The sequence below is a fragment of the Acinetobacter septicus genome, from assembly GCF_019355975.1.
In the GTDB taxonomy this organism is placed as follows: domain Bacteria; phylum Pseudomonadota; class Gammaproteobacteria; order Pseudomonadales; family Moraxellaceae; genus Acinetobacter; species Acinetobacter ursingii.
The window spans coordinates 664,287-683,238 of record NZ_CP079898.1; the positions used below are offsets into that span (position 1 = coordinate 664,287).

At 39.5% G+C, this 18,952-nt stretch carries 19 protein-coding genes; 11 read left to right on the forward strand and 8 right to left on the reverse strand.

What is annotated here, in order from left to right; genetic code table 11:
• Entirely contained in the window at window positions 1-489 is a 489-nt protein-coding gene (locus I6L31_RS03285; protein ID WP_004998069.1) for an Lrp/AsnC ligand binding domain-containing protein, read from the reverse strand.
• Between the two features lie 134 nt (window positions 490-623).
• Between I6L31_RS03285 and putA the strand changes: the two genes are divergently transcribed.
• The 4 genes from putA to I6L31_RS03305 all read left to right on the forward strand — a co-directional run bounded on the left by putA (window position 624) and on the right by I6L31_RS03305 (window position 6,602).
• A complete protein-coding gene (gene putA, locus I6L31_RS03290) occupies window positions 624-4,394 on the forward strand; it encodes a trifunctional transcriptional regulator/proline dehydrogenase/L-glutamate gamma-semialdehyde dehydrogenase (protein WP_005004511.1) in 3,771 nt (1,256 codons plus the stop codon).
• Window positions 4,395-4,490: 96 nt separating this feature from the next.
• Entirely contained in the window at window positions 4,491-4,961 is a 471-nt protein-coding gene (locus tag I6L31_RS03295; RefSeq protein WP_005004513.1) for a GrpB family protein, read from the forward strand.
• A gap of 76 nt (window positions 4,962-5,037) precedes the next feature.
• Window positions 5,038-6,123 carry a tRNA (uridine(54)-C5)-methyltransferase TrmA gene (gene trmA, locus I6L31_RS03300; protein WP_005004516.1) on the forward strand — a complete coding sequence of 362 codons (1,086 nt, stop codon included), beginning with the start codon at window positions 5,038-5,040 and terminating at the stop codon, window positions 6,121-6,123.
• Between the two features lie 251 nt (window positions 6,124-6,374).
• Entirely contained in the window at window positions 6,375-6,602 is a 228-nt protein-coding gene (locus tag I6L31_RS03305; RefSeq protein ID WP_004924955.1) for a hypothetical protein, read from the forward strand.
• Between the two features lie 26 nt (window positions 6,603-6,628).
• Here the strand turns inward: I6L31_RS03305 and I6L31_RS03310 are convergent, their stop codons facing one another.
• A complete protein-coding gene (locus tag I6L31_RS03310; RefSeq protein ID WP_005004518.1) occupies window positions 6,629-7,402 on the reverse strand; it encodes a phosphodiester glycosidase family protein in 774 nt (257 codons plus the stop codon).
• 167 nt (window positions 7,403-7,569) lie between these two features.
• Here I6L31_RS03310 and I6L31_RS03315 point away from each other — a divergent pair, with 167 nt between their 5' ends.
• Window positions 7,570-8,100, forward strand: coding sequence for a lecithin retinol acyltransferase family protein (locus I6L31_RS03315; RefSeq protein WP_005004519.1), 531 nt, complete (start codon window positions 7,570-7,572; stop codon window positions 8,098-8,100).
• A gap of 16 nt (window positions 8,101-8,116) precedes the next feature.
• Here I6L31_RS03315 and I6L31_RS03320 read toward each other — a convergent pair whose 3' ends face one another.
• Window positions 8,117-8,887, reverse strand: a complete 771-nt coding sequence (locus I6L31_RS03320; protein ID WP_005004522.1) for a hypothetical protein — start codon at window positions 8,885-8,887, stop codon at window positions 8,117-8,119.
• A gap of 150 nt (window positions 8,888-9,037) precedes the next feature.
• Window positions 9,038-10,765, reverse strand: a complete 1,728-nt coding sequence (locus I6L31_RS03325) for a glutamine--tRNA ligase/YqeY domain fusion protein (protein ID WP_005004524.1) — start codon at window positions 10,763-10,765, stop codon at window positions 9,038-9,040.
• A 168-nt stretch (window positions 10,766-10,933) separates the two neighbouring features.
• On the opposite strand from I6L31_RS03325, the gene I6L31_RS03330 reads away from it, so the two are divergent.
• The 3 genes from I6L31_RS03330 to nfsB all read left to right on the forward strand — a co-directional run bounded on the left by I6L31_RS03330 (window position 10,934) and on the right by nfsB (window position 12,949).
• Window positions 10,934-11,443, forward strand: a complete 510-nt coding sequence (locus I6L31_RS03330) for a peptidylprolyl isomerase (protein ID WP_004987932.1) — start codon at window positions 10,934-10,936, stop codon at window positions 11,441-11,443.
• Window positions 11,444-11,461: 18 nt separating this feature from the next.
• Window positions 11,462-12,181: a UDP-2,3-diacylglucosamine diphosphatase gene (locus tag I6L31_RS03335; RefSeq protein WP_005004526.1), complete on the forward strand. Its 720-nt coding sequence runs from the start codon at window positions 11,462-11,464 to the stop codon at window positions 12,179-12,181.
• A gap of 114 nt (window positions 12,182-12,295) precedes the next feature.
• Window positions 12,296-12,949 (forward strand): oxygen-insensitive NAD(P)H nitroreductase, encoded by a 654-nt coding sequence (nfsB, locus tag I6L31_RS03340; RefSeq protein ID WP_005004528.1) that lies wholly within the window; start codon window positions 12,296-12,298, stop codon window positions 12,947-12,949.
• Between the two features lie 553 nt (window positions 12,950-13,502).
• On the opposite strand, the gene I6L31_RS03345 is transcribed toward nfsB, so the two are convergent.
• The 4 genes from I6L31_RS03345 to I6L31_RS03360 all read right to left on the reverse strand — a co-directional run bounded on the left by I6L31_RS03345 (window position 13,503) and on the right by I6L31_RS03360 (window position 17,215).
• Entirely contained in the window at window positions 13,503-14,357 is an 855-nt protein-coding gene (locus I6L31_RS03345) for a DMT family transporter (RefSeq protein ID WP_005004541.1), read from the reverse strand.
• A gap of 87 nt (window positions 14,358-14,444) precedes the next feature.
• On the reverse strand, window positions 14,445-15,482 hold the full coding sequence (gene fba, locus I6L31_RS03350) for a class II fructose-bisphosphate aldolase (RefSeq protein ID WP_004987944.1): 1,038 nt from the start codon (window positions 15,480-15,482) through the stop codon (window positions 14,445-14,447).
• A 122-nt stretch (window positions 15,483-15,604) separates the two neighbouring features.
• On the reverse strand, window positions 15,605-15,892 hold the full coding sequence (locus I6L31_RS03355; protein WP_051070639.1) for a hypothetical protein: 288 nt from the start codon (window positions 15,890-15,892) through the stop codon (window positions 15,605-15,607).
• A 135-nt stretch (window positions 15,893-16,027) separates the two neighbouring features.
• On the reverse strand, window positions 16,028-17,215 hold the full coding sequence (locus I6L31_RS03360; RefSeq protein WP_005004546.1) for a phosphoglycerate kinase: 1,188 nt from the start codon (window positions 17,213-17,215) through the stop codon (window positions 16,028-16,030).
• A 138-nt stretch (window positions 17,216-17,353) separates the two neighbouring features.
• Here I6L31_RS03360 and I6L31_RS03365 point away from each other — a divergent pair, with 138 nt between their 5' ends.
• The 3 genes from I6L31_RS03365 to I6L31_RS03375 are packed head-to-tail and all read left to right on the forward strand — an operon-like array spanning window position 17,354 to window position 18,951.
• Complete coding sequence (locus I6L31_RS03365) at window positions 17,354-17,737, forward strand: DUF2237 family protein (RefSeq protein WP_004987958.1); 384 nt, start codon at window positions 17,354-17,356, stop codon at window positions 17,735-17,737.
• Complete coding sequence (locus I6L31_RS03370) at window positions 17,737-18,330, forward strand: Maf family protein (protein WP_005004549.1); 594 nt, start codon at window positions 17,737-17,739, stop codon at window positions 18,328-18,330. Before I6L31_RS03365 ends, I6L31_RS03370 begins: the two co-directional genes overlap by 1 nt.
• Window positions 18,331-18,354: 24 nt before the next feature.
• A complete protein-coding gene (locus I6L31_RS03375) occupies window positions 18,355-18,951 on the forward strand; it encodes a Type 1 glutamine amidotransferase-like domain-containing protein (protein WP_005004551.1) in 597 nt (198 codons plus the stop codon).
• Window position 18,952: the final 1 nt, after the last annotated feature.

Consider the following 18,952-nt stretch of genomic DNA (forward strand, 5'->3'; position numbering starts at 1 on the left):
TTACGAAGTCCCTTTTTTTATATTGCGCTTGGGTAATTTAATTTTTGAGGTTTCTTTTACCACTTGCATCACAGGATAACTCCGCGTTTCCTTCACACCAGGAAGTTGCCATAAAATCTCTCCTGCAAACTTACGGTATTCTTCCATATTGGCGCTACGCACTTTCATCAAGAAATCAAATCCACCACTGGTCATATGACATTCTACAATCTCAGGATACTCCGCTACCGCCTCAATAAATTCATTCAAACCGTTCGCTGTGGTCTTATCGAGCAAAACTTCGACAAAGACCAAAAAACTGGCATGCAGCTTCTCTGCGTTTAATTTTGCCTCGTATCCAATGATAAATTGTTCTTTGGTCAGCTTTTGGACTCGAGCCATAACAGCCGTTGCAGAAAGATTAACTTCTTCAGCCAATTTAGTATTTGAAATCTTTCCATCTTCTTGAAGAATATCAAGAATTTTTAAATCCACACGATCTAGCGACATAAATAAGCCCCAAAACAAAATATTTCACTAAAAAATACCCATATTATAGTGAGTTATTCGGTAATTATTTTGCAATGATAAATTATCTAAACCTATCTCACAAGATTTGAGTGAGATCGTCACTGGAATTTGACATGAACATGATGGATACCGACCCAAATATGGACACAGCAAAACCTCATTTCGGATATATCACTGAATTTAAAGAAAAAAGTGAACTAGAAGAGCGTATAAATACTGCATGGCGTCGTCCAGAACCTGAAGCTGTAGAAACACTGCTTGAAGCGGCTGCGATTTCAGATGAACTTGATCATAAAATTTATGAATTGGCATTTGATCTTGCCAATGCGTTACGCGAACGCAAAACCTCTTCGGGCAAAGCAGGGATTGTTCAGGGTTTATTACAAGAGTTTTCGCTTTCGTCTCAGGAAGGCATCGCCCTCATGTGTCTAGCTGAGGCTTTGCTCCGTATTCCTGATGCAGCAACACGCGACTTACTGATTCGTGACAAAATCAATCAAGGCAACTGGAAAGACCATGTGGGTCAAAGTAGCTTGATGTTTGTCAATGCCGCAGCTTGGGGTTTAATGCTGACGGGTAAACTGATGGAAACGCCGAAGCAAGGTAGTTTATCTGGTTTATTGACTTCGATCATTGCACGTAGCGGTCGTGGTGTCATCCGTAAAGCAGTCGATGTTGCGATGCGGATGATGGGTGAGCAGTTTGTGACAGGCGAAACCATCGAAGAAGCACTCGACAACGCCAAATCTCTTGAACACAAAGGTTTCCGCTACTCTTACGATATGTTGGGTGAAGCAGCCCTCACCGATCATGATGCTGAGCGTTATTTTAACGATTATACGCAGGCGATTCATTCGATTGGACGCGCATCCAATGGCAAAGGCGTTTACGATGGCCCGGGTATTTCGATCAAACTCTCGGCATTGCATCCGCGTTACCAGCGTTCACAAATTGCACGTGTACATGATGAGCTTTATGGCAAAGTATTTGAGTTGGCACAGCTTGCAAAAAAATATGATATCGGTTTAAACATTGATGCCGAAGAAGCAGATCGTCTGGAAATTTCACTGGAATTATTAGAGCGACTTTGCTTTGAACCAGAACTTGCAGGATGGAAAGGCATTGGTTTTGTGATTCAGGCTTATCAAAAACGTTGCTTCTATGTGGTTGATTATGTGGTTGATCTAGCCAAACGTAGCCAAAAGCGTTTAATGATTCGTTTGGTCAAAGGTGCCTATTGGGATAGCGAAATCAAGAAAGCCCAAATCGATGGTATGGATGACTACCCTGTCTTTACTCGTAAAGTCCATACTGATTTGTCTTATATTGCTTGTGCCAAAAAACTTTTGGCTGCACCTGAACAAATTTACCCACAGTTTGCCACACATAATGCTCAATCACTTGCGACCATTTACCAGTTGGCAGATCCATCAAAATACTATGTGGGTCAATACGAATTTCAATGCTTGCATGGCATGGGCGAACCGTTGTACGAACAAGTCGTAGGCGCTCGTAGTGACAATAAACTCGGTATTCCATGTCGCATCTATGCACCTGTAGGCAACCATGAAACTTTACTTGCATATTTGGTTCGTCGTTTATTGGAAAATGGTGCAAATACTTCATTCGTGAATCGTATTGCTGATCAAAACTTAAAGATTGAAGATTTGATTCAATCGCCATTTAAAGACATTCAAAATATTGCTGCACGTGAAGGTCAAGTCGGTTTAAAACATCCTGCTATTCCATTACCGCTTAATATGTATGGAAATTCTCGTCAAAACTCTAAAGGTTTCGATCTTGCCAATGATGCAACTTTGGCAGCGTTAAATGAAACTGCACAGCAGCTTGAAAATAAAGTCTGGGAAAGCAAAGCCTTACTTGCTCAATCTGTTGATCAGGTCGAGGTCAGCCCACAAGCGTTGCTAAATCCAGCCATTCATGCAGATATCGTTGGCTATGTTCAGGAAGCAACCCTTGAGCATGTCGAAGTTGCATTAAATTCAGCGATCCAAGCGCAACAACGCTGGGCAAATACTGGAAAAAGTCAACGTGCAATCGCGCTTAAAAAAGCGGCGGATGTGATGGAATCACAGATGCAAGAGTTGATGATTCTACTGTGCCGTGAAGCAGGTAAAACCTATGCCAATGCCATTGCAGAGGTCCGTGAAGCGGTCGATTTTCTACGTTATTACGCCACGCAGATTGAAAGCTTCAATCCAACCACTCAGATGCAGCCTTTGGGTACAGTGCTGTGTATTAGTCCTTGGAACTTCCCACTGGCAATTTTTACAGGTCAAATCGCAGCAGCCTTAGCCTCAGGCAACTGCGTGATTGCCAAGCCTGCGGAGCAAACTCCACTGATTGCGGCACAAGCGGTGCAAATGCTACATGAAGCAGGTATTCCAACCGATGTATTACAGCTATTGCCTGGTCGTGGTGAAACTGTTGGTGCCAAACTGAGTGCTGATGATCGAATTCAAGGCATCATGTTTACCGGTTCAACCGAAGTAGCCAAGATTTTGCAAAAAACTGTCGCTAAACGCCTAACACCAACAGGTCAACCTATTCCTCTGATTGCGGAAACTGGCGGTCAAAATGCCATGATTGTTGATTCATCAGCATTGACTGAACAAGTGGTCATTGATGTAGTCAACTCTGCTTTTGACAGCGCAGGTCAACGTTGCTCTGCCCTACGTATTTTATGTGTACAAGAGGACAATGCCAAAACGCTGGTCACCATGCTCAAAGGTGCAATGCAACAATTGATCATGGGCAATCCATTTATCTTAAAAACAGATATTGGTCCTGTGATTGATTTAGAAGCAAAGCAAACCATTGATCAGCATATCCGAAAAATGCGCACCAAAGGCTATCCTGTACATCAGCTAATCTTAAATGATGATGCAACCCAACAAGCCGAATTCAATCAGGGAACTTTTGTTGCACCGACATTGATTGAACTTCCAAATCTTGATGATCTTGAGCGTGAAGTCTTCGGTCCAGTTTTGCATGTCATTACTTATAAACACGGCGAAGTACAACAGCTTCTTGAACGTATTAATGCCAAAGGTTATGGCTTAACAATGGGCTTGCATACTCGTATCGATGAAACGATCAATACGGTGGTGCAACATGCAGAAGTGGGTAATTTATATATCAACCGTAATATTGTGGGTGCTGTGGTCGGTGTGCAACCTTTTGGTGGTGAAGGTTTATCAGGTACAGGTCCTAAAGCGGGTGGCCCACTCTATCTTTATCGCCTCATGGCCGATTGTTCTGAAAAAGCATTGCAAATTCCATTTGGTGTGAAGGCAGAAAAAATCTCTGAGCCATTACCACAGTTGGCGTTATTCCGTGAATTTTTTGCATGGGTAAAACAACAGTATCCAGAGCAAAAGTTTCCAAGTGTCGTGCCGATGAATGTGGGTCATGCTTTTGACTTACAAGGCCCGACAGGTGAAACCAATCGTTATATGATGTTACCGCGAAAACGCGTGTTGGCACTTGCTCAAAATGAACTGGATTTGATTCATCAAATGCTGGCGATTTTTGCAGTCAACAGTCAGGTTGCGTTATTGGAAAATCATCCATTCTTGCAAAGATTTGGACAACAGTTACCTAAAGCAGTCCGTCAGTCGATCATTGAAATTGGTCATGTCGAGCATGGGGATTTTGATGCAGTGCTTCATCATGGTTCGATTGATGAGTTGCAGACATTACAAACGCAAATTGCCAATCGTAAAGGTGCAATTGTAGGCATTACTCATCTGCAACATTCAGAGCAAGTTATTCCGCTTGAACGTCTTGTGATTGAACACGCAATCAGTGTCAATACTGCTGCCGCAGGCGGTAATGCAAGTTTGATGACCATGTCTGAATAAATCAGACCTGTATCATCGCTTTTAAGTAAATGCCCTAAATATTTAACATTTGGGGCGTTTGCTTTAAGATGATAATTTCTTTTTATAAAAATAAAGATGAAATTCTACAACGCTCAGGATTATCAACCTCAATGTGAAGATCGTTTTCGCCATTATCAAACATGCATTCATGAAATACTTCCTTTATCCAAAATTGAGCATATTGGTTCATCCTCAATACCTCATGCAATGTCCAAAGGTGATTTGGATATTTATGTAGAAATAGAACAAGCTCAATTTGATCATGCAATTCTAGCTCTTAAAAAATTTGGATTTGTCGAACAGCAAGATACTTTAAGAACAAATGAACTTTGTATGCTGATTTCACCACATGAAGAAGTTGCATTACAGGTCGTCGTTCAAAACTCTATATTTCAATTTTTTCTCAGTTTTCGAGATAAATTATGTGCAAATTCTCAATTAGTTAAACAATATAATCGATTGAAAATTCATTGTTTAGATTCAGACCCAGAAATCTATCGAAGATACAAATCTGCATTTATTGAACACGTTTTACAAATGGATTAAATCCAAGTTTTCTCGCGGTTCATCGGTTTTTTTGCTAGTATTTGCGCTTTGACTCATCTTGTTATTTTTCCTATTTATGTCGCAAACTTACCAGCAACAGCTTCAAAGTAAAATTGAACGGATCACGCAGCAATTTGCAGAATTTAATGCGCCTGAACTTGAAGTATTTGAATCTCCTGAGCAATATTTTCGGATGCGTGCAGAATTTCGGATCTGGCATACCGAGGATGATCTTTTCTATGCCATGTTTGAACGCGGTGAAGATGGTAAACAAAAAGAAGTCGTGCGGGTAGATGAATTTCCAATTGCAGACAAAAGCATCAATGAACTCATGCCTAAATTATTACAGGAATTAAAAGCCAATCCTGTTTTATCGCAACGGATTTTTGAAGCTGATTTTTTAGCCACCTTAAGCGGTGAAATGCTGGTAACCCTCATTTACCACCGCAAGTTAGATGACCAATGGGAAACTGCGGCGAAATCACTCGCTGAAAAACTCAATATTAAAATTATGGGTCGTAGCCGCGGTCAAAAAGTCATCATTGGCGAAGACTATGTGGTTGAACAACTCAATGTGCATGGTCGTACGTTTAAATACAAACAAATCGAAAGCAGCTTTACCCAACCCAATGCACAAGTTTGCCAAAAAATGTTGAGCTGGGCATGTGACGTCGTCAAAGGCTCAAATCAGGATTTACTAGAACTATATTGTGGTAATGGCAATTTCACCCTGCCATTGTCCTTACATTTTCGCCGAGTGTTGGCAACAGAACTGGCTAAAAGTTCAGTCTATGCCGCACAGTGGAATATTGAGCAAAATCAGATTGAGAATATTCAGATTGCACGACTCTCTGCCGAAGAATTTACACAGGCTTATCAAGGCGAACGTGAATTTAGACGTTTACTAGAAGCCAATATCGATATTCAAAGCTACGAGTTTGATACGATATTTGTTGATCCACCACGTGCAGGCATTGACAATGAAACCCTGAAACTTTTGACAGGTTTTAAGCGTATTCTCTATATTTCATGTAACCCTGATACGCTGTATGACAATTTAAAAACTTTAAGTAAAACGCACCGTATCACTCGCTTTGCTTTGTTTGATCAGTTTCCATTTACTCATCATGTCGAATCAGGTGTATTGCTCGAATTAATTTAAACAAATTATTGCAATGTAATTTTTAGAATAAAGGGTTTTTAGATAACACTTTATTCTTTATACATATTTAAATATAAAAATATGATATAAAACAAAGATCAAGCCCCTCGTACTGTCATAATTTCGTTAAATCCAAGTGTTATCATCGGAAAATTTAGAGTTTATTTGCTGCTTTTATCACTTTAGTTGACTTGTATTTTATTTTATTTTGGCTATATTTCGAGCTATGTTAAGTTGAATGTGAAGGCTCTATGAGTTTTTGGCAAAAGCTGTTTTCAGCAGATGAAATCAATAACGAGCATAAGAACCAGATTGCTTGTGTTGAAAATGATTGTTCATGTAAAACCAACGAGCAGTTAGTCTCTGCGTTAGCAAAAGCGACCGATGAAGATATCATCAAAGGGATTAAGAAAGTACTGGTATCTCGTGGTTATAGCCGCAAAGAGTTGAACGAGATTAACCATCATCCCGTACAGTAAAATGAAACCGCCCATTGGCGGTTTTTTTATGATCTGCAAACTTTAGAATTAATTAACCCAATCATCGGCCCCAAACTATATCGACGATCTTCTCGGTAAATTTTAGGAAGATATAAACTTGAGATTGAACCATCCAAATACAGCGCATTGTCTATCTTTAATTGTTCTTTAAAAAACTGGGCAAACTGATAAAAATTAACGCGATTGCGTGTGATCACAAAATACAATGTATTATCTTTGATCCCTACACCATTTCTAATTTTTAACGAATCAGAATCAGCTAAAAACTTTGGATTGATTTTTCCATCAATGATCAACATTGGCCCAGATTGGGTGGCATAATTAGCTTTAAAGCGACTTGTTTTAAAATCTTGTGTGGTTTCAATCACAGCCTGCTGATCATTCCACGCCACGACACCATTGGGCTGCATAAAGAAATTTCCAAAACCTTGTTGCTCATTCAATGCTGTAAGTTGTTTCCGATTTTCAATATACAACCCAACAGGCGCATAATCTGGATGATACATGCCTGCATTCATCGCAAATTCTAAGCGCTGACAAGAATGAAGTTGTTTTTTAATATTTTCAAATTTGAGTAAAGGCTGCTGCGATGGGTCATTTAAAAATAATTGAAGATCGGATAGTTTTTTGACTTGGATGACATCGGCATCTACGCCAGCTTGAGTAAGCTGAACTCTCTGATAATCAAACCGTTCACTGGCGTAATTTGATTGAGTAAACAAGGTCGATAAAACCGGTAAAACAACCACAGATTTTAAAACGCTTCTCCACTTCGACATTTTACTACTCTTTTATGGCTGAATCATTTGAGCACGATACCAAGTAAAATAGGCTCAAAGTAAGTTTTTTTGCACTTTTATAGAACACTTTCACACTATAATGGTTATAATCAGCTCTGTATCATCGCAATACAATACAGTGATTTACTTTATTGGATCTGGTGAATATGCAGCATTCGGTCAAACGGTTTCCAATAGGTTCTCATCTTATTGTGAAACATCTAGGTTATAGCCACCACGGAATTTACGCAGGTCGTGGACGTGTCATCCATTATTCAGGATTGGCGCATCTTTTTAAAAAGAAACCGATTGAGATCACCACGCTCGAACAGTTTTCTCACGGAAAAAAAATCCATGTCCGTTATTACCATCATCCAAAATATAAAGGACGTGTCGTGGTACGGCGTATGCGTTCGCGTATGCACGAAAATTATTATCACTTGATCATTAATAACTGCGAACATTTATGTAGTTGGGCAATTACGGGCATTGAAAGCAGTCCTCAAGTAGTGAAAATGATGAATCGACTCACCACATTGGGCTATATCAGTTCAATGATGAGTTATATGAATAGTTTTTACCTGACCATTGCCACCACATGCTCTGCTCTGGTTTTATACATCAAGAAAAAATTGCGCGATAAAGCGAAAATGCAAATGCCCACTTATTTGTTTTATAAACAAGATCATAAAGAATAAATGATCAATACTGATATTAGGTTTTGATCATAATTGTTGATATTCGGGCGATACCATAAAAAGCCAATTGAACCAAAATCGCTATAAAAACACCCACTGCAACCACTTGCCAAAAATCAAAAGATGCCCAGCCAGCAGCTAAAACGATAAAGAAGACTGTTAACGAATATAACCCCCTCACTGTTCCATGATAAAGCATGGTAACGGCTCCACTTCCCTGCATGATATGCGTAAAAATAGCCATGACGGAGCCAATAATGGGAAATACCGCAAGTAATCCACTCCATTGACTACTGAGAACATAAGCCAATGCCGTAACCACTAGGGTAAATAGACCACCAGCCAACATTCTTAAAGGTAAATCATTAAACTGACGTGCAGGGACAACAATAGTGCTCAATGCAGGTAAAAGAAATGGAGTAAGCATTAACCCCAGTATCGCCACCAAACTCACCACATAGAGATTCTGTGGTAAAAAAGTCAGTAAAGTCGCTGTAATTATCCATACAAGGATACCTCCCAGAAACGAGACACTCCAGTGACAAGATCGACTGAGCCAACAATAGGCAATACCAAAACTTAGTAAAGACACAACACCTGAAATACCCGCTATCGCTGCATTTAAACCGAATCCCATCCCTTGATCAATTGCCATGAGTACCACGATTGGCCCTGCAACCACAGGCATCCCACTTAATATACCAGCGACTTTAGTTCCCCAGCGCCGCCCCGCTAGACTCACCAAAAGAATAAAAAAAGGAACAATCAGTAATTTTGCAATAAACATTGGATAACCATAAAAAAGCCTCTACATGTAGAGGCTTGATTGAACTGTAAAAATAAATATTACTTTTCACGATCTAGCACTAACAACATCATAAATCATGAAAAACTAGCGTTCATCTACTTGAGGTCTGACGAAAAATAAGGCATTGCCTTATTTTTTCTCAGCTTTAAAGCTATCTTTAAGATCTAAGATACGGTTAAACACAGGTTTTGCTGAAGTATGATCATATTGATCTGCCACAAAATAACCTTCGCGCTCAAACTGGAAACGATCTTCAGGTTTTGCTTGAGCCAGTGCAGGTTCAATATAAGCCTGTACTACGTTTAAAGATTCAGGGTTTAGATGTGCCAAAAAGTCATCATCTGCATCTGGAGCCGCTTCTGTAAATAAACGCTCATAAATACGGACTTCAGCAGGAACACCTTTAGTTGCAGAAACCCAATGAATCACACCTTTCACCTTACGGCCTTCTGGATTTTTACCTAAAGTTTCTGGATCAATTGAACATTTCAACTCAATCACTTCACCATTGGCATCCTTAATCACTTCATCACATTTAATGACATAGGCATGGCGTAAACGCACTTCTCCGTCAGGAACCAAACGCTTAAAGCCTTTTGGCGGCACTTCTTCAAAATCCTTACGGTCAATATAGATTTCGCGTGTCAAAGGAATCACACGTTCACCCATGTCTACATTTGGATGACGCGCATGTTTTAAATCCAGTTCTTCTGGTAAATTGGTCAAGGTGACTTTAAGTGGATTCAGTACAGCCATACCACGCGCTGCGGTATTTTCCAAAGACTGGCGAATACAGAACTCAAGCATGGCAACATCGACAATACCATCAGTTTTAGACACCCCAACACGGCGACTAAAATCACGCAGCCCTTCTGGTGTAAAGCCACGACGACGCATTCCGACCACAGTTGGCATACGTGGATCATTCCAACCATTGACATAACCACCTTCAACTAAACGGCGTAATTTACGCTTAGAGGTGATGGTGTAATCAATATTTAAACGAGAAGATTCGTATTGACGTGGCACAGCTTGAGAGTGCACTTTTTCAATGATCCAGTCATAAAACGGACGGTGATCCTGAAACTCTAATGTACACAGCGAATGTGTGACTCCTTCAATTGCATCCGACAATGGATGCGCATAATCATACATCGGGTACATTTTCCATTTATCACCCGTTTGGTGATGTTCAGAATGCAAGACACGATACAAAATCGGATCGCGCATATGTACATTGGTACTTGTCATATCAATCTTGGCGCGAAGAACAGCTTCACCTTCTTTAAACTCACCATTACGCATTTTTTCAAAACGCGCAAGGTTTTCAGCAATGCTTGTATCGCGATACGGCGAGTTTTTGCCAAGTTCAACAAAATTGCCACGATTCAGCTTAATTTCTTCAGGACTTTGCAAATCGACATAAGCATCGCCTTGTTCAATCAATTGAACTGCCCACGCATAGAGTTGATCAAAATATCCCGACGCATAGCGTGGCTCGCCTTGCCATTCGAAGCCAAGCCATTTCACATCATTTTCAATACCATCGACATATTCTTGTTCTTCTGCATCTGGGTTGGTATCGTCAAAACGCAGGTTACAATACCCGTCAAATTCTTCTGCAACCCCAAAGTTTAAACAAATCGCTTTGACGTGACCAATATGTAAATAACCATTTGGCTCTGGCGGGAAACGAGTCACCACTGTTTTAGTTTTGCCACTGGCTAAATCATCAGTAATGACCTGACGTACAAAATCTAAGCCCGCCTGTTGTTCTTGCTGCGCAGAATCGACAGATGCATGAGTATTCGATGTCGGAGAATTGGGCACAGTTGAAACAACATCATTTGGCTTCATATAAATATTTCACTTCTTTACAGTTAAAATTTGACTGAATGAAACGCAATCTTTGTTTTTTAACAAAGAAATTTACGTTTTTTACTTGCTATGTAGTTTACAGTTTGCTTATGCTTCTCTCAACCAAAAAACCCATGGCTTTCATGTCCATGATTAGGAGATTATGTAATGAGTTTTCCTCAAGTCGAATTAAACACCAACAAAGGTCGTATTGTTCTTGAGCTTAACACTGAAAAAGCGCCTAAAACAGTTGCTAACTTCTTGGAATATGTTCGTGATGGTTTCTATGATGGTGTAATTTTCCATCGTGTGATTGATGGTTTTATGATCCAAGGCGGCGGCATGGATGAAAACTTCAAAGAAAAAGCCACTCGTGACTCAATTGAAAACGAAGCGGATAACGGTCTAAGCAATGACGAAGGTACTATTGCGATGGCGCGTACTCAAGCACCTCACTCTGCATCTGCTCAATTCTTCATTAATGTGAAAAACAACTCATTCCTTAACCATACTGGCAAAACAGCTCAAGGTTGGGGTTATGCAGTGTTCGGTAAAGTTGTTGAAGGAATGGATGTGGTAAGCGACATTAAAAATGTTCGTACAGGTAACCGTGGCTATCACGCTGATGTTCCTTTAGAAAATGTTGTGATCGAATCTGCTAAAATTATTTCTGAATAATTTTAAACGGCATTTTTTGTGACTTATCTGTTTATCTCAGATTTACATTTGTCACCTGAACACCCTCGATTGATTCGGGGGTTTTTAGATTTGTTACGCCATTATCAGAATAAAAATACCCAACTCTATATTTTAGGTGATTGGTTTAATGCATGGATTGGCGATGACTATACCGCCCCATGGTTAGATGAAATTATTGATGCATTAAAAAATTTTGATGCGTCAGGTAATCAAATTTATTTCCAAGTAGGTAATCGTGATTTTGCCTTAGGTCAGGATTTTTTAAAGCAATTTCATGGAATTTTACTTCCAGATATTTACACGCTTGAAATTGCAGGTCAGCAGTATCGGCTCGAACACGGTGATGCTTTATGTACCGATGATGTAGCCTATCAACGATTTAAAAAGATTATTCGCAATCCTTATCTGGTTGCATTTTTGAAGAAAACGCCGCTCAGTTTTAGACAAAAACTCGCCAATGGCTTTCGCAAAAAAAGTCGAGAAAATAAACAACAAAAATCTTATGAAATCATGGATGTGAATGATCAGGCGGTTATCGAAGCTTTAGAAAATATTAATTATCTAATTCATGGACATACGCATCGTCCTGAAATTCATCCAGTAGAAAACAAACTTAGAATTGTTTTAGGCGACTGGCGCGAACAAACCAGTGAAGCCATGATTTTAGAAGTCGATGAGTACGGACAACCACACTTTATCAAATGGCAAATCGCTTAAGTTTTATTCATTCTTTTTTGTTCCGTTGATTTTTATTGAAAAATATTTCATCTGTTTAAATTTCGATTTATGATCATCAGCTATGTATATCCCTTACAAATTAGGTGAATGATCATGAACTTATTAGATACCGCAAAAAGTCGCTATACCACCAAAGCTTATGATCCATCAAAAAAAATACCGAGCGAACAGTTTGAGCGTTTATTGGAAGTTCTACGCCTAACCCCATCTTCAGTCAATATTCAACCTTGGCATTTTTTAATTGCTGAAAGTACAGAAGCGAAGCAACGCGTAGCTAAAGCCTTGACTGGACGCTATGCCTACAATGCTCCAAAAGTTTTGGATTCATCCCATACGATTGTATTTTGTACCCTTATTGATGCAACACCTGAACATTTAGAACAACTGCTTGAACAGGATGATCTCAACGGTCGTTTTAAGGATGAAAAAGCCAAACAAGGTCAACGTGAAACACGTGCAGGTTATGTCGATTTTTATCGTAACGAACAAAAAAATCTGTTTGGTTGGATGGAAAATCAAACTTTTATTGCCCTCGGCCAGTTACTCCTCGCAGCGGGACTCGAAGGCATCGACGCGACACCAATGGGTGGTTTTGATGAAGATGTGCTAAATGAAGAGTTTGGCTTAACAGAAAAAGGCTTTCGTGCTTCAGTGGTTGTTGCCTTAGGTTATCGAAGTGAAACTGACTTTAATGCCAAATTACCAAAATCGCGTTTAAGTGATGAAGTCATTTTTACTCAGCTTTAATATTTTATAACTCCGTCATCATTGGCTTCATAAATGCTGATGATGACATTTAATAAATGTATAATAATGAAATATCATCTTGAAATTATTAAATAATCATCCCAATTCTACTTTTAGTTTTTCTGTTCATTTATTTTACTTCAGTCAACTCTCCATATACACTACAAAATATTGGATTTTTTTTGATGGGTACAATGATTGTTTACTTCATTTATTGTATTATCGGCGCACCGATTGCTTTTTTGATTTCCGTTATTTTAAATCATTATTATTTTTTGAACTTATTGACGATTTTAATCAGTGTTTTCATTGTGGCTACGCCCTTTTATTTATCAACTTCTTGCATGCAGCGAGCATTCCAGATCCGTGGTGGAAAATGTATAGTCTCTTTTCCACCATTTTACTGACTAGTAGACTTCTTTCATAATTGTTTGTACCCTCTTTATTTTTCTCCCATAGGGAGAAATAAAAAGAGCTTATGAAAAAAGTCTATTGTTCCTGCACTTTTCTACTGCATTTGTTTAAAATGGTTTGCAAGAAAAATATGAGATTATTACATTGCTTGCGCTAAACAAACCACACCAGTAATTCCTAAAACCAAACCTAGCACAGTCATCCAGTTGCTTTTCTCTCTAAATAGAATCAAACCACTTACAATACCAAATACCACGACTAAAATATTCATGCCAGCAAAAACAATCGCAGGAGAATCTTTCAACAACATATGTGCTTTAACGTATAGCGCAATATTACTGAAGTTTAAAACACCTAAGACTAAACCAGCCATCATATTCTTGGTCAGCCATGGCTGTTTTAAGATAAAACCCACATAAATACATGAAAATATAAATGATATAATAAAAATCAAATTTAACGTGACTGAAAACTGTAGACCTAAACTACTGGTATATTTAAGCAGAATATCGACCAGCGCATAACCTAACCATACGCCGATTAAAGCCATGATCGATTTATGATAATGACTGGAATTTTGGGTTTTCCCTTTTGCCAAAATAATACTTAAAACTGCGGCTAAACCTAAACCAATACCCACAAATTTTAAGGTATTAAAATTTTCATGAAAAATAAAATATGCAGCCAATAAAGACCATACCACGGATAAACGCTGTGCCAGTTCTGTTTTTATAATTCCTGCAAATTGTAGAGATTTTGCCAAACATAAAAATATACTGGGTAAAATTAAACCTAAGATAATAATTAACCACCACGGCGTATGCTGTAAAGATAAATGACTCAGATCAGGCTTAAACCAGAAAAAGCAAAGTATACTTGCACTGAGGTAGTTCCAGACAATTATCTGAATCGGCTCAAATCCTTTTTCTTTTAGCCATTTCAGTAAAATAGAAACAGAGACACTACATAATGCTGATAATGCAATTAATTCCATCTTGCTCTCTCGTGGTTTTATCTTTTTGTGGATAAAAGAAAAGCCCACGTATGGGCTTTTTTCAGAATCGAATCATTAAATGATCAATTATTTATAACGATCGACCATGACTTCCAAAGAAATTGGACGAATCTTATCTGCATTACCCGCTGTACCAAATGCTTCGTAACGATCGATACAAATTTGTTTCATTGCATCAACTGTTTTAGCGAAGTATTTACGTGGATCAAATTCGGCTGGATTTTCCGCCATAAAGCGACGAATTGCACCAGTCGAAGCTAAACGTAAATCGGTATCAATATTGATCTTACGTACACCGTGCTTGATCGCTTCTACAAGCTGATCAACTGGTACACCATAAGTTTCCCCGATATTACCACCGTATTCATTAATGATTTTTAACCATTCCTGAGGTACAGAGCTAGAACCATGCATCACCAAATGTGTATTTGGTAGTGCAGCATGGATTTCTTTAATACGATCAATCGCAAGAATATCGCCTGTCGGTGGACGAGTAAACTTGTATGCACCGTGTGAAGTCCCCACTGCAATTGCTAGAGCATCGACATTGGTATCTGCAACAAATTGTGTTGCTTCTTCAACAGAAGTCAAAAGCTGAGAATGATCAAGGACACCTTCCGCACCCACACCATCTTCTTCACCAGCCAAACCAGTCTCAAGACTACCTAAACAGCCGATTTCACCTTCTACGGATACACCACAAGCATGTGCCATTTGTACCACACGGCGAGTGACATCGACGTTGTAGTCATAATCCATTGGGGTTTTACCATCTGAACCCAATGAACCGTCCATCATCACCGAGCTAAAGCCCAACTGAATAGAACGTTGGCAGACATCTGGGCTTGTACCATGATCCTGATGCATCACCACTGGAATGTGTGGCCATTCTTCAACTGCTGCCAAAATAAGATGACGCAAGAATGGTGCACCTGCGTATTTACGCGCACCTGCCGAAGCTTGCACAATAACAGGTGAATTGGTTGCATCCGCGGCCAACATGATTGCGCGCATTTGTTCTAAGTTGTTTACGTTAAACGCTGGTACGCCATAGGTATGTTCTGCGGCGTGATCCAAGAGCTGGCGCAATGAAATAAGTGCCATAATATCCTCCCAGGTAGTGCGACATATTCTACCTTGTCATTTGTTTCAAATCAGCAACAAATCACAGGATTTCAAAAAAAATCCCTGCATAGGCAGGGACTTTTAACAAAAGCCTACATAACTTACTGTGCTTTGTCTTGTTTTTGTTCAACAGCGGCTGCTTCTTCTTCCGTTGCTGGTGTTGCAGCATCCGCAGGAGCATTAGCAACAGATTCAGGAATATCTGTATTTTTTTCATCCATCATAGGTTTGTCGAGTGCATCAATAGCCGCTTGTTGTTCTGGGGTGACTTTTTCTTCAACAGGTGCAGCTTGACCTTCATGCGATGCAGGTGCATCATTTTTTTTAGCACAAGCCGTTAAAGTTAAAGGGATAACAACGATTGCAGCTAAAACTAATTTCAATTTCATCATGTTTTCTCACAACTGATTACTAAGCGCGTTTAGTTTATTGCAACTATATGACAGTTATATGAATCTAAAATGAAAAAACAGGCCGATATCAATCGACCTGTTTCAAATTTATGACAGTAAATCTATATGTACTTAAGCACGTTCAAGCAAGACAGCGACTGCGGGCAAGGTTTTACCTTCAACAAATTCAAGGAAAGCGCCACCGCCTGTGGAGATATAACCAATTTTATCTGCAACTTCATACTTATCAATTGCAGCCAAGGTATCACCGCCACCTGCGATAGAGAATCCTTCAGATTCAGCAATTGCCAATGACAGTATTTTGGTTCCTTCACCAAACTGATCGACTTCAAATACGCCCACTGGGCCATTCCAAAGAATGGTTTTAGCCGTTTTTAAGATTTCAGCAAATGCTTTTGCCGTTTCAGGACCAACATCTAAAATCATGTCATTGTCTGCAATATCTTCAACCTTCTTCACAACGGCTTTTGCTTTTGCTAATGAACCGAGGAAGTCAGAAAAATCAATTTCTGCTACATCAGCGACCACCACATCCGTTGGAAGTGGAACCGATACTTTGGCTGCGATTGCTTTGGCTGTATCGATTAGATCATTTTCGCACAATGATTTGCCTACATTGAAACCAGCGGCTGCCAAGAAGGTATTGGCAATCCCACCACCGACAATCAATTGACCGCAAATATCAGAAAGCGAAGTTAAAACATCCAGTTTGGTTGAAACTTTAGAACCTGCAACAATTGCAACCATTGGCTTTTCAGGAGTTTGAAGTGCGCGACCCAAAGCATCTAATTCAGCTGCAAGTAAGGGCCCTGCCGCAGCTACTTTTGCGTAACGTGCTGCACCTTCGGTTGAGGCTTCTGCACGGTGTGCAGTACCAAATGCATCCATCACAAATACATCACAAAGCGCAGCGTATTTTTGTGCCAATTCTGCGTTGTTTTTCTTTTCGCCGTGGTTAAAACGTACATTTTCAAATAAAACCACCTGACCCGCATCGACGTCAACGCCATCTAGATAGTCTGTATGGAGTTTTACTTCTTGACCCAATGCTTTGCTTAAATATGCTGCAACGGGTGCAAGAGATTGTTCTGGTTTTGGCTCACCTTCCACTGGACGGCCTAGATGAGAGAACACCATGACCGCAGCGCCTTTTTCTAAAGCAGCCTGAATCGTTGGTAATGCAGCACGTAAACGTGCATCGCTGGTAATTTCCCCATTTTTGACAGGCACGTTTAAATCTTCACGAATAAGGACACGTTTGCCTGCTAAATCTAGGTCAGTCATGCGCTGAAAATTCATGTATTGCTCTCTTTATAGATTTAAAAACGCGCCAATTTTAAATGATTGCACTAAAAAAAGTTAGTTTTTTTGTAGAAAAGCTGTAGAAAGATAAACTTTTGATTATGATAGGTTCAGTTGTTTTTATGACGAAGGCCTATGTCTATTCATCCAGATCCAAAAATTAATCGCTTGAATGTTTTAGGCGAACCACTTGCAAGCTGTTGTTTTGATCCGATAACAGGATATTTTCGTAATGGTTTTTGCCATACTGCGGTGAGTGATCTTGGGCAACATACCGTATGTGCAGAAATGACTTCAGAGTTTTTAAGTTACTCACAAAAAGTGGGCAATGATCTGACTACGCCACTTCCAGAAGTGGATTTCCCTGGGGTGAAGCCAGGTGATTTTTGGTGTATTTGTGTGACCCGCTGGGTCGAAGCCTATCAGGCAGGTTTTGCACCGCCGATTAAGTTACAAGCATGTCATCAATCGGTTTTAAGCTATGTGCCTTTAGATGTCCTGATGGAATACGCGGTTTAATGAGTCATTCTGAACTTATATTGGCCTCTGGTAGCCAAACACGTAAAGCGCTAATGGATCGGCTAGGTGTTGTTTATCGCTGTATTTCACCAGATATTGATGAATCAGCAAAAGGCGAAACGCATGCCGATGCGCTTGCACGACGGTTGTCTTTTGAAAAGGCTAAAGTGATTGCAGAACAATATCCAGATGCGATTGTAATCGGTTCTGACCAAGTGGCCTGGCGAACCCATGCCCCACTCGATTTTATTGGTAAGCCATTAACCCCTGAAAATGCTGTTCAGCAACTTATAGCGAATTCAGGTCAAACGGTATGTTTTAGTACAGGGCTTAGTATTCAACATGCGCAAAGTGGTTTTGAAAAAACACTGGTTGAACATTATCAGGTTAAATTTCGTGAGCTTACACTGGATGAAATTCAGCGTTATGTCGCGATTGAACAGCCTTTGCAATGTGCAGGAAGTTTTCGCTGCGAAGGTTTGGGCATTAGTTTATTTGAATCCATGTCGGGAAATGATCAAACGACACTGATGGGACTACCTTTAATTCAGCTATGCTATTATTTGAGGCAATTAAATATTGTGATTCCATAACTTTAACTAAAATGGGAACGAATCATGAAAAAAATATTTTTAGCTGCGTCATTTGCTGATGTTTCATCACATTTAGCTGTCTTTTTAAATGAATCATTACAGGATAGATCTGTCGCATTTATTGCAACCGCATCTTTGGTCGAAGACTATCGTGGATACGTTGAAAATGACAGACTTGCCTTCAAAAACTTAGGTTTAAATATTAACGAACTTGATATAAGTTGTTCTACATTTGAATCAATGAAAACCATATTGTCAGAAAGTGACTACATCTTTATCTCTGGAGGCAATACATTTTATTTGTTGCAAGAGCTGAGACGTACGGGTGCAGATCAGCTTATCTCTGATTGGATTAATCGAGGAAAACCCTATATTGGAAGTTCGGCGGGTAGTATTGTTTTAGCCCCAGATATTGATTATATCCAGTTGATGGATGATATAAAAAAAGCACCACAGCTTAGTGATACACAAGGCTTGAATTTAATCGATTTCTATCCGCTTCCTCATTTCAACAATGAACCTTTTATTGAGGTTGCTCATCAAATTTACACCAACTATTTTTCACAATTAAGCATAAAACCAATAGATAACGATCAATTTATTATCGTTGACGACCAATAAA

Excerpts from the sequence above, each read along its gene's own strand:
- I6L31_RS03375 (WP_005004551.1), top strand. The coding sequence starts at position 18,355 with ATGAAAAAAATATTTTTAGCTGCGTCATTTGCTGATGTTTCATCACAT.
- I6L31_RS03295 (WP_005004513.1), top strand. The coding sequence starts at position 4,491 with ATGAAATTCTACAACGCTCAGGATTATCAACCTCAATGTGAAGATCGT.
- fba (WP_004987944.1), bottom strand. The coding sequence starts at position 15,482 with ATGGCACTTATTTCATTGCGCCAGCTCTTGGATCACGCCGCAGAACAT.
- nfsB (WP_005004528.1), top strand. The coding sequence starts at position 12,296 with ATGAACTTATTAGATACCGCAAAAAGTCGCTATACCACCAAAGCTTAT.
- I6L31_RS03345 (WP_005004541.1), bottom strand. The coding sequence starts at position 14,357 with ATGGAATTAATTGCATTATCAGCATTATGTAGTGTCTCTGTTTCTATT.
- putA (WP_005004511.1), top strand. The coding sequence starts at position 624 with ATGAACATGATGGATACCGACCCAAATATGGACACAGCAAAACCTCAT.
- I6L31_RS03325 (WP_005004524.1), bottom strand. The coding sequence starts at position 10,765 with ATGAAGCCAAATGATGTTGTTTCAACTGTGCCCAATTCTCCGACATCG.
- I6L31_RS03315 (WP_005004519.1), top strand. The coding sequence starts at position 7,570 with ATGCAGCATTCGGTCAAACGGTTTCCAATAGGTTCTCATCTTATTGTG.
- I6L31_RS03370 (WP_005004549.1), top strand. The coding sequence starts at position 17,737 with ATGAGTCATTCTGAACTTATATTGGCCTCTGGTAGCCAAACACGTAAA.
- I6L31_RS03305 (WP_004924955.1), top strand. The coding sequence starts at position 6,375 with ATGAGTTTTTGGCAAAAGCTGTTTTCAGCAGATGAAATCAATAACGAG.
- I6L31_RS03330 (WP_004987932.1), top strand. The coding sequence starts at position 10,934 with ATGAGTTTTCCTCAAGTCGAATTAAACACCAACAAAGGTCGTATTGTT.
- trmA (WP_005004516.1), top strand. The coding sequence starts at position 5,038 with ATGTCGCAAACTTACCAGCAACAGCTTCAAAGTAAAATTGAACGGATC.
- I6L31_RS03285 (WP_004998069.1), bottom strand. The coding sequence starts at position 489 with ATGTCGCTAGATCGTGTGGATTTAAAAATTCTTGATATTCTTCAAGAA.
- I6L31_RS03355 (WP_051070639.1), bottom strand. The coding sequence starts at position 15,892 with ATGAAATTGAAATTAGTTTTAGCTGCAATCGTTGTTATCCCTTTAACT.
- I6L31_RS03310 (WP_005004518.1), bottom strand. The coding sequence starts at position 7,402 with ATGTCGAAGTGGAGAAGCGTTTTAAAATCTGTGGTTGTTTTACCGGTT.
- I6L31_RS03365 (WP_004987958.1), top strand. The coding sequence starts at position 17,354 with ATGTCTATTCATCCAGATCCAAAAATTAATCGCTTGAATGTTTTAGGC.
- I6L31_RS03360 (WP_005004546.1), bottom strand. The coding sequence starts at position 17,215 with ATGAATTTTCAGCGCATGACTGACCTAGATTTAGCAGGCAAACGTGTC.
- I6L31_RS03320 (WP_005004522.1), bottom strand. The coding sequence starts at position 8,887 with ATGTTTATTGCAAAATTACTGATTGTTCCTTTTTTTATTCTTTTGGTG.